The organism is Idiomarina sp. (genome assembly GCF_048260185.1).
Classification (GTDB): Bacteria; Pseudomonadota; Gammaproteobacteria; order Enterobacterales; family Alteromonadaceae; genus Idiomarina.
Map to the genome: position 1 here is coordinate 160,532 of NZ_JBLXHB010000003.1, position 17,563 is coordinate 178,094.

The window sequence follows — 17,563 nt, forward strand, 5'->3', positions numbered from 1 at the left end:
ACCTCACACTTGGGGTTCACTTTCAGAATAAGGATACCGCTAACGATGTCCCGGCACTTACGTTCAATTTTTCCTCTTTCAGTTATTGCTTTAACTTTAGTTGGCATGGCTTCTCCGCTTGCCGCCAAAGAGCCGATTAAAATAGATGAAATTATTCAGATTAAGACAACAAAACCCGAGTCAGCGCTAGGAGATGCGAGCCAACTTCTAAAAGAACAAGGCGTCGACTTTTCGGCTGCCGGGGGCGTGTCCGCACTTCCTGTCCTTAATGGTATGATGGGTGACCGCATAAAAGTAAGTATCGACGGCAATGAGCTGACTGCCTCCTGTGCGAATCAGATGAACCCACCTTTATCTTACGTTTCGTCCAGCCAGATTGAAGTAACTCAGGTTATCGCAGGAATCAGCCCTGTGCGGATGGGAGGCGACAATATTGCAGGCGTCATCCGGGTTGACCAGATAAACCCTAACTTTACCGACTCACAGGAGCTTTCCTGGAACAAAGGTTATTTAGCTGCCGAGTATCAATCTAACGCGTCTCACTGGCTAACCAGTGCTGGTGCTGAGTGGTCTAGCCATGACTTAACTATTCAATATCAGGGAGCTTATGAAGATGCTAAAAGCTACGATGACGGAAATGGAAACCGAGTACTGGATACCTTATATCGAGCGCAAAACCATTCACTCATCGGTTCCTGGAAAGACTCTGAACAGCAGTTGTCATTTAAGGTAAATCATCAAAGTATTCCATTTCAGGGGTTTGCTAACCAGTACATGGATATGACGGATAACCAAAGTACCGGAGTTATTTTGCGTTATCAAAGTTCGCTAAATAATGAGGGGAAGTTTCAGGCCCAACTGAATTGGCAAGGGGTGAAGCACGAGATGGGATTTTTCACTCAAGAAAAGCCCGGTATGATGCCTATGCTGACCGACGCCGATGACTTTAGCTACAAACTTGAATGGCAATGGCCTATTCTTGACGGTGCCACATTATACGTTGGCCAGGAGTCTTTTTTGTATCAACTTGACGACTACTGGCCAGCGTTAGAATCATCAGCCATGATGGGGCCTAACGATTACCTGAATATTAATGATGGAGAACGTCGCCGAATAGCGGCTTATACCGAGCTGGACTGGCAACCTGCTAAGCAATGGCAACTCAGTTCCGGGGTTCGTATTGAGCAAGTACATACAGACACCGGAGCCGTTCAACCCTACAACCGAATGCCAATGATGGGTATGCCTAACGCTGATGCAGCGGCGGCTGATGAGTTTAACGCGTCAAACCGCAGTCAGTCTGACTGGCTTATCGACCTGACACTGACGGCTTTATACACCATAGATTCAAACCAGTCGCTAGAATTTGGAATAGCAACAAAAAACCGGGCCCCTAACCTATATGAACGTTACAGTTGGGGCCGTGGAGTCATGGCAACAACCATGATCGGCTGGTTTGGCGACGCTAACGGCTACGTTGGAAATATAGACCTAAAACCCGAAACGGCACACACTCTTAGTGCAAGCTATGCATACAATAGCGACAACAATTGGGACTTCAGCATTAGCCCTTATTACACCCAAATTTCCGATGCTATTGATGCAGAGGTTATTGGTCAGTTTAATCGCTCCGATATCCCCACCGGGCAACGTAATATCTTACAAATGGTCAATGAAGATGCTGAGCTGATTGGCGTAAATATTAACGCCGGGAAAAGCTGGAATACATCTGGATTACTCGGGTTGTTATCACTACAAGGTAGCGTCAGTTACACTCGGGGAGAACGAGACATTGATGAGCAGCCCCTCTACCAAATAAAGCCTCTTAACAGTGTCTTAAGCCTACATCAGGAAAATGGAAATTGGCTGCAAAGTTTAAGCTGGGAGTGGGTTGCTAAAAAGGATCGCGTTGATCCTCGTCGTCTCGAAAATATGACCGACAGTTACCATCTGGTAAACTGGCAAGGGCAATACAAGTGGCCACAACTGACTCTGACACTGGGTGTTACTAACCTATTTGATACCTTCTACCAGCAGCCTTTGGGAGGTGTTAATATTGCTCAATATAACAACAATCCGGAGCAAGGGTTTAATAATATAGCCGGCGCAGGGCGCTCAGTTAACTTTGGTATTCGTTACTCATTTTAATTAAGCTAATAAAAAACGCACCGCGAGAACTCTTATGCTATTAATTATTGCGATGGCGCTTACCCGCCATCGCCACTTTCCTCACTTCATTATTTTTGTTTTTTTACTCGCGGAAATACTCATACTAAATAGCATTATCGCGTTCAATGGCGCTGCCAGTAACCCTTTCAATGCTGTTTTACTCGTTCCCGTTGTGCTCTCCTTTATGTGGCTTCCCCATGTTCCGGCGCTCTTATTATGGTTAGTCAGTGTAGGGGGACAGTTAGCGCAGCTTATTCCATTCTCCACAGTAAACCACGCACACAACGGAATGAACGCCCATTTCGAATCCATGATTATTAGTTTCGTCATAACCAGTGCAATTATTGCTGTCGTTACCTTGTACTTCAAATATCAAATATCGAAAAAGGAAGCGGATATTCAGCAGCTTAGAGAACGACAATTACGCAATGAGCAGCTTTTGGCAATAGGAACTGCTGCCGCACAACTCACCCACGAAGTGGCAACACCTGTGCAATCCGCACAACTCTTGTTAGAGGAAGGTATTGAGCAGTTATCGACAACCCCCGACTGGTTACTTTCTCTGCAGAAGCAGTTTCAGCGAATACATCAAAAGCTGTCAGAATGGCGTCTTATTGCAGAGGACATTCGAATGCAGAAATCAGATCATTTTCAGATAGGACCTCTATGGTCAGAAGTAAAATATCTGATGTCTATAGCCCGACCAGAAACGGAAATCCAATGGCAAACGAACAACCTCGATGACTCCGGCAAGCTGATTGCTGATCGCACATTACTTCCCGCCCTAACCAGTATTATTGTAAATGCCTGTGATGCGGCCGTAGATACATCAGATCCCAAAGTCACCGTATACTCAGAAGTTTTTAACTCACAATGGCGGATAAAAGTAGTCAATAGAAGCAATAGGTTGAGTGAACAGACGATAAAGGAGCTGGGACAACGTTTCCTGCCAAGTACGGCCGGGCATGGCATTGGAGCAACCGTCAGTAATGCGACTATCGAAAAGTTTCATGGTAAAGTTATTTGGTTCCGTGAGTCAGACAACCTGGTGACGCTGGTAACTTTGCCTTGTTCTCCTTTAGACGAGTGTCCAGAGTAAACTTATGACCGATACCGTTCTACTTATTGATGACGACGTACCCTTCTTAAGCGTAATGCAGCGACGCCTGGAGCTTAAAGGCGGCTACCAAGTTCAAACCTTCACTTCTGGTAAAGCAGCCTTGAATGCCACCTCAGAACAAACTGTGCACGCCATCATTCTGGATATGATGCTGGGAAATGAGTCCGGGCTCGACTCAATTACGCAATTGAAACACCGCTTTGCACCCACCCATTTTATTATGTTAACAGGTTACGCAAGCATAGCCACAACCGTTGAGGCTATGAAACGAGGGGCGACAGATTACATTAGCAAGCCCGTTACACTCAATGAATTGCTGGCCCGCTTGAAGGGAATAGAATCAGAAGCACAAGAAGCAGTGAAACCTATGACTCCAGGGCAAATAGAATGGGAATATATTCAAAGAGCCTTGCATGACAATCAGGGAAATGTTTCTAAGACAGCACGAGAACTGGGAATGCATCGGCGTACGTTACAGCGCAAATTGTCGAAACGCTCGCCACATTAAAAATGCGCCGCCCGGGGACGAGCGGCGCAAAGGCTTTAGAAGTTATAGCGAACACCGGCCATAGCAACGTAAGGGTCGATATCAACATCAACACTTTCAATGGTATTACCGTTCACACGAACATCACCCGTGGTATCGATATCCATGCGGCTGACCATGAAGTGAAGACCCCAGTTTTCACTCAAATCGACATTTACACCAGCTTGCAGAGCATAGCCCCAGCTGTTTTTCAGCGCTAAAGAGACATCGTCATTGTCGGTAACAACACCCAGGTCGCCTAACGTTGAGCGCAACTGCGGGTCGACTTGCTCATCAAAGAAAGCTGTGTAGTTAACACCAATACCGACGAAAGGTTTAAACATTTCACTGTCGATATCAAAATGATATTGCGCCAGCAAGGTTGGTGGCAAATGCTTGGTTTTACCTATTTTCAGCCCAGCCAACGAACCTGTTGCGGTAATATCATGGCTGAACGGTGTTGCTGCAACCAGTTCAAGCGTCCAGTTTTCAGTTAACTTATAATCAAAAGTTAAACCTAACTGAGTATTCGTGTTTACACCAACGCCAGTACTGTTCTCTGGTAAACCAGCTACTGACTCAACAACGTTCAAGTGACTACTGCTGTCATCAGGCATGACAGAGATGGCACCAACGTTGATAGAAAAATCATTTGCTAATGCAGAAGTGCTTAGCAAGCCTAACAATACACCGCACGATAATGCTTTAAGCTTCATGGGGAACTCCTTGTTAATGAAGACCCCTGAAGTTTATAAGGTTTACTGAATAACCGAGTTGATCTGCATCAACCTAGTGTTCGGCATTATGGTAAATGTTTTGAACGTCATCCAAATCGTTCAGCATATCCATCAAACGTTCAAACATTGGTAAATCATCTTCAGCTATACTGGTCGTTACCTGAGGTAAAAACTGAATTTCGTCGGCTTCAAAATCAATATCAGGAAACGCATGAGTTAAGGCCTGACGGGCTGCCGCGTACTCGGTATTTGGCGCAAATACGGTAACCAGACCATCTTCGAATTCGACGTCGGTAACATCAACATCAGCTTCCATCATGGCTTCCAGCACTTCGTCTTCATTGTCATGCCGGAAGGCAAAAATCGCACAGTGATCAAACGAATGCGCAACACTGCCCTGAGCGCCAATTTTTGATTTACTTTTGGTAAAGCAGTTCCGGACATCGCCAAAGGTACGGTTCGGGTTATCGGTTAAACACTCGACGATAACCATACAGTTGCTGGGTCCGTAACCTTCGTAACGCGCCGGAGAAAAGTCCTCTCCTGCTCCGCCCTGCGCCTTGTCTATTGCTTTTTCAATAACGTGAGCAGGAACCTGATCTTTTTTCGCCCGATCTATTAAGCCTCGAAGCGCGAGGTTGCCATCAGGATCTCCACCACCTTGCTTGGCGCAAACGTAAATTTCACGGCCATAACGGCTATAGACTTTGCTCTTTGCATTCGCCGTTTTAGCAATTGAATCTTTTCGGTTTTGATAGGCGCGACCCATTCTGAATTTCTCACTGGTTAATTAAAGACCCAAAGATTTTACACAGGCAGCTGTTACGGGTCGAGTACTAGCAGAAATAAGTACCGGCTTAATTGCAGATTATTGATATAGCCAAGCTGTCTACCATAGAAGATTTTGATTCTTCAGTTAGTGCTGCATGACAACGTAAACTCAGCCGCAGAAACAACCTGTTGAGTCAATTATGCAAAGCCCGATACCTGTATTATCCATGCGAAAACTTTACCTCAGTGACTCTGACCGCCAGCAATTCATTGCTGACCTCGGTAGAGCTGCGCGTGATGTTGGCTTCTTCTATCTGGAAGACCACGGAATTTCCTTGGCAGAACAGGTGAAGGTACTGGACACCGCTAAAAGCTTTTTTGCACTCAGTGATGCCGAAAAGAAACAGGTACAAATGATTCATTCACCGCATTTTCGTGGCTACTCAGCAAACTATTCCGAGTTAACGGCAGGCCGGCCGGATCGTCGTGAACAATTTGATATAATGGACGAATTGCCTGCTCTGTCTGCATCCGCTATACACCATGAGTGGCAAAAACTCATAGGCCCTAACCAGTGGCCTCGGCAATTGCCTGCCATAAAAAGCCAGTTGTTGTCCTGGCAGGACAAGCTAACCGAAGTGTCTCTGCAGCTTTTGGCGGCGTTATGCGAAAGCCTGGAGCAACCGGCTGACGCATTGGCTGAAACCATCAGCAACGGTCCTTACCGTCATACTAAGCTTATTAAATACCCCGGCAGCCCAGAAGCCTCTGGTCAGGGTGTTGGTGCGCATAAGGATCCGGGCTACCTCACCTTAGTTCTGCAAGACGAAAACAGCGGACTGGAAGTGGAGTACGAGCAACAATGGTACAAGGTGGCTCCGCGCCCCGGCGCTTTTGTGGTAAATATCGGCGAATTACTGGAGCTGGCGTCTAATGGCTATTTAAAAGCGACTAACCATCGTGTTAGCAGCCCTAAAACTGGGGTTACTCGTTATTCGTCGGCATTCTTCATGGCCGCTCAGCTGAATGCTTCGGTACCGGTGTTAAAACTCCCTTCCCATTTAGCAAAACACGCGAAGGGGCCAACCAGTGATCCGGGCAACCCTTTGCTGCATAACGTTGGCGAAAACGTGATGAAAGGCAGAAAGCGCTCCCACCCGGACGTATCAGCGCGTTTTTACGCGTCAGAAGAAAAATGCAGCTCCTGTTAATCAAGTCTTGCTATAAAAATATAACAAAACGATATAAGTAAAGTTGTGTAAATCATTCGTCATTTTTAAAAATGACGTCAACTTACGTGAACGTTGACTTTCAAGACGTTAACATGGGGTAACAAAAACCCATAAAACATAATATTAGTTATATTTCCATACTGTTAGCAAGGTTTACTTTTTAAACATTCTCTACAGAATCTACTTATGTAACATAACGTTACGTATCTAGTGATGCTGTTTATCACTAAATTTAAATTCACAGAAAAACAACAAAGAGAATCTTATGATGACAAAAAATAAACAGCATAAGACGTTAATTGCTATCGCACTGTCAGGCTTATTAGCTGGCACCAGCGTAGCAGCTGAAACCTTATCGAAGAACGGATCTGATAACGGCAATAATGGCGCAAAGCCATCACTGAAAGAGCGGTCAAACGGACCTGCAACCAGCTTTATTGTTAAGCTTAAAGATGGCTCTCAAGTTGTGCAGCAAATGCAACAACAATCGGCAGAACACCCTTCATCAAATGCGGCGGCTGTCGCCCAACAAATGCGTGGCTTTACCTCAGTGCTTTCTAAACGCACCGGCAAAAGTGTCGCCTTTGAGCGTTCCATGGCTTTACAACAACACTTCGTCGTAAAAGCACAAGGCCGCTTAAGCCCGGAAGAAACAAAAGAATACCTTCAGTCACTTAAAGCAGACAGCGACGTTGAATTCGTAGAGGAAAATAAAATTCTCCGTCACTTTGCCACACCAAACGACCCTAACTATGACGACCAGTGGCATTATTATGAGAGCGTTGGTGGACTGAATGCCCCAACTGCCTGGGATTCAGTAGACGGCAGCGGCGTTGTTGTAGCCGTACTCGATACCGGTTATCGCCCACATTCTGATTTGGCCGGTAATATTTTACCCGGCTACGACATGATTTCAGACAGCTTTATCGCTAATGACGGCGACGGTCGCGACAGCGACGCACAAGATCCGGGCGACTGGGTCAGTGCCGGAGCCTGTGGTAATGGTTACCCGGCTCAGGATCAAGACTCTAGCTGGCATGGTACTCACGTTGCAGGAACCATTGCCGCTGAAACAAATAACTCCACCGGTGTCGCCGGAGTTGCCTATGGCGCTAAAATTGTACCCGTACGTGTTCTTGGTCGCTGTGGCGGAACCACAGCCGATATTGCCGACGGTATTGTCTGGGCCTCAGGCGGTTCGGTTCCGGGAACAAGCCCTAATGCTAACCCGGCCGATGTCTTAAACATGAGTCTGGGCGGCAGCGGTACCTGCTCCACCACAACCCAGAATGCAATCAACACCGCTCGTAATAACGGCGCTACAGTAGTCGTGGCTTCTGGTAACAGCAACGACAACTCAACCAACTACAATCCGGGTAACTGTAACGGTGTTGTTAACGTAGCCTCTACTGACCGCAATGGCGATCGCGCTTACTATTCAAATTATGGTTCGAATGTTGACGTTGCAGCACCTGGCGGTGCAATGCAAAGCGCTAACGACCCTAACGGTGTGCTGTCCACTTACAACACAGGTACTTCAACACCAGGCTCTGATAGCTACGGCTACAGCCAGGGCACGTCAATGGCAGCACCTCACGTAGCAGGCGCGGCCGCTTTAATTAAAGCCGCTGATCCTGCAGCGACACCAGATGATATCGAGCAGATTCTGCGTAACTCAGCCCGCTCTTTCCCGGGTAGTTGCAACGGTTGCGGTACTGGTATCGTTGATGCCGCTGCGGCAGTAGCACTGGCTTCCGGCGGCGGAAACGGCGGTGATAATGGTGGCGATGACGGCTCATCTGGCGGTGGTGGCACTGTCGATGACTTATCAGCGTCCACTAATGAGTGGAACCGCTTCTATCTGGACGTTCCGGCTGGCATGTCTACATTGACAGTAACCATCACTGGTGGCAGCGGCGATGCGGATCTATACCTGCGTCAGGGCAGCCAGCCGACTCAGTCAAACTGGGACTGCCGTCCTTATAATGCAGGAAACGAAGAAGTCTGCACTATCGACAACCCTCAGGAAGGTCGCTGGCACATTGGTGTCTTTGCCTACAGCGCATACTCAGGCGTCGATCTTGAAGCGCGCTATGAACCTTAATTAACCGCCAGGTATAATTGAGCATAGAAAAGGGCACCGACTGGTGCCCTTTATACGTTACAACTGTTGGCCTAACTCAACTCAGCATTAGAAGCTGGCTGTAGCTGACTGACAAGCTTCTGTTCCGGTTTCACACAGTTCATAAACTACGTCACTACCATCTGACTTAAAGCGATCGCGGTATCGACCTGAATTATCCAGGGTTTCGATAAACTCACCGTCACGGTAAAGATCAACATCTCCGGCAGCACCGCTCCAGCGTAAATCAACTAAGGTTGTATCGTTACGCAAATGAGTTGCACGATAAACACTCAGTTCAATGTCCGTTATGCTGACATTAACCGACTGCGTTACGCTATCAGACAGCTCAGTTGCATCTGTAACCGTTAATGTTACATCGTAAATTCCGGCTTCAGAGTAAGCGTAAACCGGGTTAGCTTCAGTCGATGTGCTACCGTCACCAAACTCCCAGAAATAGCTGGCAATATCGCCGTCACTGTCTGACGAAGTATTGCTAAAGGTTACGGTTAAATCATCAACACTGGCTTCGAAGCTGGCAACCGGCGCATCCGGCAAACCATCATCTTCTTCCACCGCCGTTAACGTTAATGACCAATGATTTAATGTGCCTGTATCAGCGCCGGCATTATCTGAAACGGTCAGTGTCCAGTCACCCGTCATATCTTCACCATTAAAGGTATCAACAGACCAGCTGCGCACTAAATCTTCAGTACTACCACCAGCACGGTCGTGCAATACATGCTCAGTACCTTCAGGCGAGGTTAAGCTGACAATCAGGTCGCCCTGCCAGGTATGAGTAATATCAACACTCACATCCGCACCAAAAACAACACCCGTTTCAGGCACATTAATGACTCGCGAAATACCCTCATTGTCATCATCCGGAATATCCGTATTTGCTGCGTCTTCATAATAGAAGTCTGACAAACCTTGCGGCAGAACATACACAGCCGAGCTCACTTCACGGGTAATTTCGCCCGTTTCAACATCTGAGCCACTGACAGTGATGCTGTACTCACCCCATTGTGTCTCATCGGTTGTATTCACCTGTACATCGACACTGTCTCCTTCGTCAGCCTGACTTGAGGACAGCGAAACATCCAGTTCAGGCTCAGCCGCAACACTTAAATCAACGGTACCCGACCAATCTGCAATACTGCCAACATCCAGAGTAAAGGTTGTGCTGTCACCAGCGACAATTTCCTGTCTGCCCGGAGACAAAGTTAACCGGTAAGCAGGATCAGGGTCGGCAGCCTCTAAAGCACTTAATGCATTCAGGCGCTTCCCGGAGACCGTTTTACCCGATAACGCAGGAATACTCTCACCGGAATCCATAAGAATTTGCTTCACTTCGGCAATTGTCAGGCTTGGGTCAATTGACCAGACTAATGCAGCAACACCTGCAACATGTGGACTGGCCATTGATGTTCCGCTCGCCGTTGCATAGCCATCATTTAAGTAAGTGGAAAGAATTTCAGTACCCGGAGCACCTAAATCAACAGACTCCAGACCATAGGTTGACGTTCCGGACATACTGTCGGTACGCGTTGTATTAGCAACATTCACAATACCGTCAAGATCGTACCCACCAGGGTAACTTGCCGTAACGTCTGCATCGATACCATCGTTCCCTGCCGCTGAAACAAACATAATACCCTGATCAATACTGTCGCTGATGGCTGTTTTTAACGACTCTGAATAAGCACCGCCACCCCAGGAGTTATTAGTCGCAACCAAATTTACCCCATGGTTAACCTTTAAATTGGCCATATAATCAATACACTCGATAGCGCCAGCTGTACTACCATAACCATCGGCATCGAGGAACTGACAACCTATAATTTGCACATCCCAGTTAACCCCGGTAACGCCCACGCCATTGTTTGATGTTGCACCAATGGTTCCGGCAACGTGCGTGCCATGGCCGTTTTCATCCATTGGATCACCGCTGGATGTTATAGCCGAGTAACCATAGCAATCATCGACAACACCGTTGCCATCGTCATCTTCGCCGTTGTCGCAGATTTCACCGGGATTAACCCACATATTTCCGGCTAAATCCGGGTGCGTATAGTCAACACCGCTGTCGATGACACCGATAACAATATTACTGTCGCCAGTCGTAATATCCCAGGCTGGCCGCGCATCAATATCCACACCCGGCGTACCGCCGCTCTGCCCGGTGTTCTCCAGCGCCCACATATCACCGAAACCAGGATCATCTGGAGTCGCAAGTATATTAAATCCGGGCTCTTTTGAGTCTTTAATATTAATAATGTAGTTAGGCTCAGCAACCTCAACCAGGGGGTGTTGAGACAGACGCTTTATTAACGCATCGCGCTGTTTCGCATTGCGCACCTTAACTTTCGCAATTCTGCCATCAACAATATGACGCATTGCTATATCACGACCGCTGTCATCAAGTGCGCGTAAACTGCCACCTGCATTTTGAATCAAATCTTGTCGTTGCTCTTTCGTCACTGACTGCTTAAACATAACCAGCAGTGAATCATCATCAGCTTTCTTATCGGTTGCCGCTGCAGCTGAACCCGCGACTAACACCATAGAAATACCAACGACTAACTTTTTAATATTAGCCATTTTGCTTCCTCTGTCTTGTTGTTTTATGAGTTATCGTCGTGCCTAAAACTTAAGCACTACAAAATAACTAGCATATTTTTGACGTAAAGGTATCTCGAAAGATATAGCTTTACGAAATCTGATCATAAATACGAATAAAGGACTAGGCCGTTTGGTGCAGAGAAGCAGAATTAACAAATCAAGCATTTGAAATATAATGATATTTTAATTCAAAAACATCACGAAGCAGTCATATAAAATACCCCTTTCATACGATTGTTCAGGCCTCTGAACCACTTATTCTTGTTAGCGGAATTATTAACAAAAGGTGTTCCGCTTTGATTTACAAAAAACAACTTTTAGCAGCATTGGTTTTGCTTTTTGTCTCACTCCCCGGAGTGGCAAAAGACATTCCTGTTGCATTAGCAGGGTTACTGGAGCGGCAGGCCCTTGCAAACCATGCAGAAATTGCTCAACTCGGATCTTATAACCTCACTTCAGTTATCCAGTCGGGCGAGCAAAATTACGCGTATTTGGTTCAGTCTGGCTTTGAAAACACTCTTAGCCTGGAACAGCAAGGGTTCAATAATTCTGTCACTGCAGAACAATCAGGACGCGGTAATTCAGCAACCATCCTGCAGTTGGGAAATAGCAACCTTATTCAGCTACAACAGCTGGGTAGCGACAATGCTATTACTATCCAACAATCAGGCTCTGCAGCTGAAATGTCCATCACGCAGTTTTGATTACAACAATTACGGAGAACAATCATGTCGAAAATACTTATAAAGAAAAGTGCTATCGCTCTTGCTTTAGGCATTGCCTTTGCGGGTAGTGCAGTTGCCGAAAACCACATTGCCGTTATTAATCAAGAATCGGCTGGTGCCGTTGAAGTTGGTAACGAAGTCTATGTTGAACAGGCCGGAGCCGCACACTGGGCCTATGCCGACCAATACGGTGACGATAACGTTACATCACTGCTGCAGTTTGACGACTGGCAGGAAGCTTATGCCTATGTTACCGGCGACTTCAACCTGGTCGAAGGTGAGCAGTCTGGACTCTGGAACGTTTTCAATGCCGATGTCGTTGGTGATGACAACTGGTTATCAGCTTATCAGGAAGGCAGTTTGAACTCTGCCAGCATTTTCCTTCAGGGCGACGGCAACACCGCAGTTGCTGAGCAGTCAGGTGATGCGAACGAGGCCGCCATTGATCTCAGCGGAGACTATAATACAGCAGAAATTTACCAGTCTGGCGATTCCAACTGGAGCAACTTCCAGATTTCAGGCAGTGACAACCTGTTCTTGAGTGAACAGTCTGGCTCACTGAATGAGTCAGGCTATTTCAATGCGACCGGTGACCGCAATACCTTTGAAGCATCACAAGAAGGTGACGGCAACGTTGCAGGCGTTGTTGGTGCGGATGGTGATGACAACGAGGTTTATGCTCAGCAATATGGTTCATCTAACATTTTCATTGCCGAAGACTTACAGGGTAACGAAAACTTTGTTGATGTATTTCAGGACGGTTCAGCCAACGAATTCCTGATTCAACCTATTCAGGGCGAAGCTAACTTTATTGTTGTTCAGCAGCAAGGTAGCTCAAACGTTGTTGAAGCTGCGAATGGCATGATTGGTAACGACAACTTAATTGATGCGTACCAACGCGGAGACAATAACTACGCAGTGTTTGCAACCGAAGGCGACATGCATAATGTTGAGCTTGAGCAAGCAGGCGATAACAACACTGCTGTCGGTGAATCTTACGGTGAGCAAAATGACATTATGGTCAGCAGCCGAGGTGATGACAACTTTAACGGAGTGGCTGTACAGGGCGTTTCTAACGACATCCAAAGCCGTCAGCGCGGTGATGCAAACACAGCCGAAGTTGTGTTTGTGGGCGACGACAACGATGTCATGTCCAACCAGGTTGGTGACGGTAACGTAACCCTGGCTTACTCTTACGACGCAGGCACTACCTCAGGCAACACGTTAGGTTCTGAACAACAAGGCGATATTAACTTAATCGATACCATTATTGGTGGCGATGAGAACCTAATCAGCTTCTATCAGGAAGGTAACAGCAACGTTATCGCCGGAGATGACGGCTCGTTCATTGTTGGCGGCAGTAATGGCAGCGTCGATATTCAGCAAGTAGGTGACTACAACGTTGTTACCGGCGGTCAGGCCAGTGACAGCAACACTATGAGTGTGTATCAGCAAGGCGACTACAACGTCGCTACTGTTGTTCAATACTAAGAAGTAAGGTTAGCGGCTGCGCCACTTTGTGCGGCCGCTTTCTTAGTCCTTATGCTAAAGAAACTCATTCTAATCGTTCTGCTGTTTACTCCGGTTAGTCAGGCTGACGAAATAGAGCTTGGCGGCATGGTGCTGGACCGAACCATTTCACGTTTCGGTAAAGACTTCTTCTTCTACTACACCAGCTATTGGCGTGACATTCCCTCAACCAACGGTATTACCGTTGTTATTCACGAGCAGGTCTACCCCCAGGCTGGCACCTATTTGTGGGTGGAGATGGAGCAAACCAAGATATTCCAGACTTACTTCGGAAGACGGCAAAACGATGTCAAGAAAATGGCCGAGAAAGCCATTTTGATCAGTATTAACGAAGTCGCGCGAGTAAAAGCGGACTCTGTATTTGATACGCCACAAGATAATAATTTTTAAAGGCGCAGATTATGAAATTACGTTGGCTCTTCATTGGTTGTTTGCTTGTGGCAGTAAATGCCGCAGCAACTGAAATTGTCTATCAACCTATTAACCCGAGCTTTGGTGGAAACCCAATGAACGGGAGTTTTTTATTACAAAAAGCACAAAGTCAGAATGCTCATTCAGCACCTGATTCCGCCCGCTCTTTTGTTGACCGTTTCCGCGAAGCGTTAGAGCGTAATATCATCAATTCACTTACCCGCCGTATTGCGGATGGCGAAATTGTTGAAGGCCTGTATGACACAGGTGAGTACACGGTTGAAGTTGTTGGTCAGCCAGACGGTAGCGTTATTGTCTACATCACTCATAACGGCAGCGGTGAACAGACTGTTATCACCATGCCTTCAATATAAGTGAGGAGAATAATCATGCGTAAAATTTTCCTCATTTTAGCGTCACTTGTTATGAGCGGCTGCGCGTTAATGCCCAAGCCAACGGACATCAATGTAAAGCCCGCTGAAATTGACGCGCCCAGCTCAACAATGACAACTTTGAAGCAAAGCCCATTACCCCAGACCCGTATTCCGGTATCGGTTTATGCCTTTAGGGACCAAACTGGGCAGTATAAACCACAGGCTAATGTTTCCAGCTTTTCTACCGCAGTAACTCAGGGAGCAACCTCTATGCTCACTCAAATGTTACTGGAGTCAGGTTGGTTCTTACCTATGGAGCGTGAAAACCTGCAAAACTTGTTAACCGAACGAAAGATACATAACTCCAGTAAAAATAAAGAGCTGCCCCCGTTAAGTGAGGCCAGGTTGCTGCTGGAAGGCGGTATTATAAGCTACGATACCAATGTCAGCACTGGCGGCATCGGCGCAGAATATTTTGGTATTGGTGCATCAGAGCTCTACCGGGAAGACCAGGTATCCGTCTATTTACGAGCAGTAGACGTTTACAGCGGGCAGGTACTGGTATCGGTATCGGCAAGTAAAAAAGTGTTCTCACAGGAGCTCCGGGCGGGTCTGTTTCGCTATGTATCTCTCAACCGTCTGGCCGAATTCGAAGGCGGTTATTCAACCAACGAACCGGTTCAATTGTCAGTAAAACAAGCGATGGAACGAGCGCTGGTAGAGTTAATAGAAAAAGGCCTGGACATGGGGTACTGGCGTGCAGAGAGCTAACCAGAGTTAAACGGATGTCGCGTAACTGGACCACTTTAGTAATTCGACCCGGTTACGCGCCCCGGTCTTTCGAAAAATGGAAGACAAGTGTGTTTTCACCGTATGGGCACTGATGTTTAAGTGCTCAGCAATTTCTTTATTGCGAGCTCCGGTAGCAACCAACTCTATAATTTTTAACTCTTGTGGCGTAAGGGAATTAATTTGAGACACAGTAGTAAAAGAGTCATCCGCTTGTCGCCGCAGCATCATTTCTTCAATTTTATCTGAAAGCAATGAACGCGGATAATAAAGCTCCCCCTGGCTAATCACTTTTATCGCGGTCAGTACCCGATCTAAATGGTCGTTTTCATAGATGATACCTCGGGCACCAAGGTTCAGAGCCTGAATAGGACGAACATCGTCTTTTCTCGCATTAACTAAAAACAACGGATAAGTTTTGGTTAATGCAGCAATTTCACTGGTAATGTGGGAACGAGATAACTGCTCCGATCCCAGCGAATAAGCCACCATGGTTTCCGGCTCTGGCGAACGATCAACAAGTTGAGAAAATGCACGATGGACGACTGATATCTCTAAGGATTCTGCCAGCAACCCTAAGTTCTGCGTACGTTTTTGGTGTTCGATTAAAGCTAACCGCGTATAACGTCCCATAACAGCCCTCCCTAAACCTAAAAGCTTATTTTATTACTGTACTTTTCTTCTTATATTCTTCTCATATTACATTTTTACAACGATTGATGTGGCTCTTTACAATATATGATTAGATTTTGTACTAAAAGACATGGCACCTTAGAACATGCAACAAAACATAACAACCATTCTAATTTACCTTATAGCATTTAAAATAAAGAGCAACAGGCTTACCTCACCCGGCGAAATAAGCGACAAAAAGGCTGTGATCCCGTATAATGTTGGTCAGCAGATAAAGTTGAGTGTTTTAGTCAGGTATTTTATACTGTCGGTCAGTAACGGGCGAAACTCCCATCCGCAGCTTTTAGAGTGGGTAAATCATGAGTGAACAGATTGATCAGGCGCTTGCGCGTAAATACGACGCAGGCTTCATTTCAGAAATAGAGTCAGAAACTTTCCCAATTGGTTTGGACGAGGACGTCATTGCCCGTCTGTCCGCCATTAAGGGTGAGCCTGAATGGATGCTGGAATGGCGTCTGAAGGCTTATCGCACCTGGTTAAAAATGGAAGAGCCTGACTGGGCACACGTCGATTATCCTAAGGTAGATTACCAGTCAATTTCATACTACTCAGCACCTAAGAGTATGAAAGACAAGCCTAAGTCGTTAGACGAGGTTGATCCGGAACTGCTACGCACATACGAAAAGCTGGGTATTCCTCTGCATGAGCAGGAAATGCTGGCGGGCGTAGCTGTTGATGCGGTCTTCGATTCAGTATCCGTGGTCACAACATTCCGCGAGAAGCTGGAAGAAGCAGGCGTTATCTTCTGCCCTATCTCTGAAGCCCTTCACAAGTACCCTGAATTAGTTAAAAAGTACTTAGGTACCGTGGTTCCCCGTGGCGATAACTTCTTTGCTGCGCTGAACAGTGCCGTATTCACCGATGGCTCGTTTGTTTATATTCCAAAAGGCGTTCGCTGCCCTATGGAACTATCAACTTACTTCCGCATAAACGAACAGAATACCGGTCAGTTTGAGCGTACCTTAATTGTCGCCGAAGAAGGCAGTCACGTTAGTTATCTGGAAGGTTGTACCGCACCACAACGTGACGAAAACCAATTACACGCGGCCGTAGTTGAGTTGGTTGCACTGGATAACGCGGAGATCAAATACTCTACGGTGCAAAACTGGTATCCGGGTGATGAAAACGGCAAAGGCGGTATCTATAACTTTGTCACTAAACGCGGCCTGTGCGAGAAAAACGCGAAGATCTCCTGGACTCAGGTAGAGACAGGCTCTGCCGTTACCTGGAAGTATCCAAGCTGTATTCTTAAAGGCGATAACAGCGTTGGGGAATTCTACTCAGTTGCGTTAACCCGCGGCAGACAACAAGCCGATACCGGCACCAAAATGATCCATTTAGGTAAGAACACCAAGTCGACCATCATTTCCAAAGGTATTTCCGCCGGTCGCAGTAATAACGCTTACCGAGGTCTGGTTCGTATGGGCCCAGGTGCCGAGGGCGCGCGTAACTTTACCGAATGTGATTCGCTGCTTATTGGCGACCAGTGCGGCGCACACACATTCCCGTATATTGAAAGCAGCAATCCAACCGCGATTGTTGAACACGAAGCCACCACCTCTAAGGTGAGTGACGATCAATTATTCTTATGTCGGCAACGAGGCCTGGACCCTGAAAAAGCAGTCTCAATGATTGTAAATGGCTTCTGTAAAGAGGTATTCCGCGAACTACCAATGGAGTTTGCGGTGGAAGCCGGTAAGTTGCTTGAAATCAGTCTTGAAGGTTCAGTGGGGTAAAAC

General features: G+C 46.7%; 15 protein-coding genes. 11 read left to right on the forward strand and 4 right to left on the reverse strand.

All coding sequences use genetic code 11. From position 1 onward, the window contains the following. The first annotated feature begins 45 nt into the window (after positions 1–45). From ACN0RF_RS08465 to ACN0RF_RS08475, 3 genes are read left to right on the forward strand one after another with little or no spacing between them, the layout of a single operon-like run. Positions 46–2,148, forward strand: a complete 2,103-nt coding sequence (locus ACN0RF_RS08465) for a TonB-dependent receptor domain-containing protein (RefSeq protein ID WP_417438677.1) — start codon at positions 46–48, stop codon at positions 2,146–2,148. A gap of 34 nt (positions 2,149–2,182) precedes the next feature. Beyond that, entirely contained in the window at positions 2,183–3,268 is a 1,086-nt protein-coding gene (locus tag ACN0RF_RS08470) for an ATP-binding protein (RefSeq protein WP_417438678.1), read from the forward strand. Positions 3,269–3,272: 4 nt separating this feature from the next. Beyond that, positions 3,273–3,797: a response regulator transcription factor gene (locus ACN0RF_RS08475; RefSeq protein WP_417438679.1), complete on the forward strand. Its 525-nt coding sequence runs from the start codon at positions 3,273–3,275 to the stop codon at positions 3,795–3,797. Between the two features lie 35 nt (positions 3,798–3,832). Here the strand turns inward: ACN0RF_RS08475 and ACN0RF_RS08480 are convergent, their stop codons facing one another. Both ACN0RF_RS08480 and ACN0RF_RS08485 read right to left on the reverse strand, forming a co-directional pair. Beyond that, positions 3,833–4,531: an OmpW/AlkL family protein gene (locus ACN0RF_RS08480; RefSeq protein ID WP_011233428.1), complete on the reverse strand. Its 699-nt coding sequence runs from the start codon at positions 4,529–4,531 to the stop codon at positions 3,833–3,835. A gap of 73 nt (positions 4,532–4,604) precedes the next feature. Beyond that, positions 4,605–5,321, reverse strand: coding sequence for a YebC/PmpR family DNA-binding transcriptional regulator (locus ACN0RF_RS08485; protein WP_011233427.1), 717 nt, complete (start codon positions 5,319–5,321; stop codon positions 4,605–4,607). A gap of 202 nt (positions 5,322–5,523) precedes the next feature. Between ACN0RF_RS08485 and ACN0RF_RS08490 the strand changes: the two genes are divergently transcribed. Together ACN0RF_RS08490 and ACN0RF_RS08495 are read left to right on the forward strand one after the other, a co-directional pair. Continuing rightward, a complete protein-coding gene (locus ACN0RF_RS08490) occupies positions 5,524–6,534 on the forward strand; it encodes an isopenicillin N synthase family dioxygenase (RefSeq protein WP_287795809.1) in 1,011 nt (336 codons plus the stop codon). 286 nt (positions 6,535–6,820) lie between these two features. Next, on the forward strand, positions 6,821–8,659 hold the full coding sequence (locus tag ACN0RF_RS08495; RefSeq protein ID WP_417438680.1) for a S8 family peptidase: 1,839 nt from the start codon (positions 6,821–6,823) through the stop codon (positions 8,657–8,659). A gap of 87 nt (positions 8,660–8,746) precedes the next feature. Here the strand turns inward: ACN0RF_RS08495 and ACN0RF_RS08500 are convergent, their stop codons facing one another. Next, positions 8,747–11,281 carry a S8 family serine peptidase gene (locus ACN0RF_RS08500; RefSeq protein ID WP_417438681.1) on the reverse strand — a complete coding sequence of 845 codons (2,535 nt, stop codon included), beginning with the start codon at positions 11,279–11,281 and terminating at the stop codon, positions 8,747–8,749. A 317-nt stretch (positions 11,282–11,598) separates the two neighbouring features. Between ACN0RF_RS08500 and ACN0RF_RS08505 the strand changes: the two genes are divergently transcribed. The 5 genes from ACN0RF_RS08505 to ACN0RF_RS08525 are packed head-to-tail and all read left to right on the forward strand — an operon-like array spanning position 11,599 to position 15,113. Beyond that, complete coding sequence (locus ACN0RF_RS08505) at positions 11,599–12,006, forward strand: curlin subunit CsgB (RefSeq protein ID WP_114981729.1); 408 nt, start codon at positions 11,599–11,601, stop codon at positions 12,004–12,006. A 24-nt stretch (positions 12,007–12,030) separates the two neighbouring features. Next, positions 12,031–13,518 (forward strand): hypothetical protein, encoded by a 1,488-nt coding sequence (locus tag ACN0RF_RS08510; protein ID WP_417438682.1) that lies wholly within the window; start codon positions 12,031–12,033, stop codon positions 13,516–13,518. 51 nt (positions 13,519–13,569) lie between these two features. Then, a complete protein-coding gene (locus ACN0RF_RS08515) occupies positions 13,570–13,947 on the forward strand; it encodes a curli production assembly/transport protein CsgE (RefSeq protein WP_114981731.1) in 378 nt (125 codons plus the stop codon). Positions 13,948–13,958: 11 nt separating this feature from the next. Continuing rightward, positions 13,959–14,342 (forward strand): curli assembly protein CsgF, encoded by a 384-nt coding sequence (locus tag ACN0RF_RS08520; protein WP_114981732.1) that lies wholly within the window; start codon positions 13,959–13,961, stop codon positions 14,340–14,342. A 12-nt stretch (positions 14,343–14,354) separates the two neighbouring features. Then, positions 14,355–15,113 carry a CsgG/HfaB family protein gene (locus ACN0RF_RS08525; protein ID WP_181813908.1) on the forward strand — a complete coding sequence of 253 codons (759 nt, stop codon included), beginning with the start codon at positions 14,355–14,357 and terminating at the stop codon, positions 15,111–15,113. A gap of 6 nt (positions 15,114–15,119) precedes the next feature. On the opposite strand, the gene ACN0RF_RS08530 is transcribed toward ACN0RF_RS08525, so the two are convergent. Beyond that, positions 15,120–15,764: a response regulator transcription factor gene (locus ACN0RF_RS08530; RefSeq protein ID WP_114981734.1), complete on the reverse strand. Its 645-nt coding sequence runs from the start codon at positions 15,762–15,764 to the stop codon at positions 15,120–15,122. 359 nt (positions 15,765–16,123) lie between these two features. Between ACN0RF_RS08530 and sufB the strand changes: the two genes are divergently transcribed. Continuing rightward, positions 16,124–17,560: a Fe-S cluster assembly protein SufB gene (sufB, locus tag ACN0RF_RS08535; RefSeq protein WP_114981736.1), complete on the forward strand. Its 1,437-nt coding sequence runs from the start codon at positions 16,124–16,126 to the stop codon at positions 17,558–17,560. The last annotated feature ends 3 nt before the right edge of the window (positions 17,561–17,563 follow it).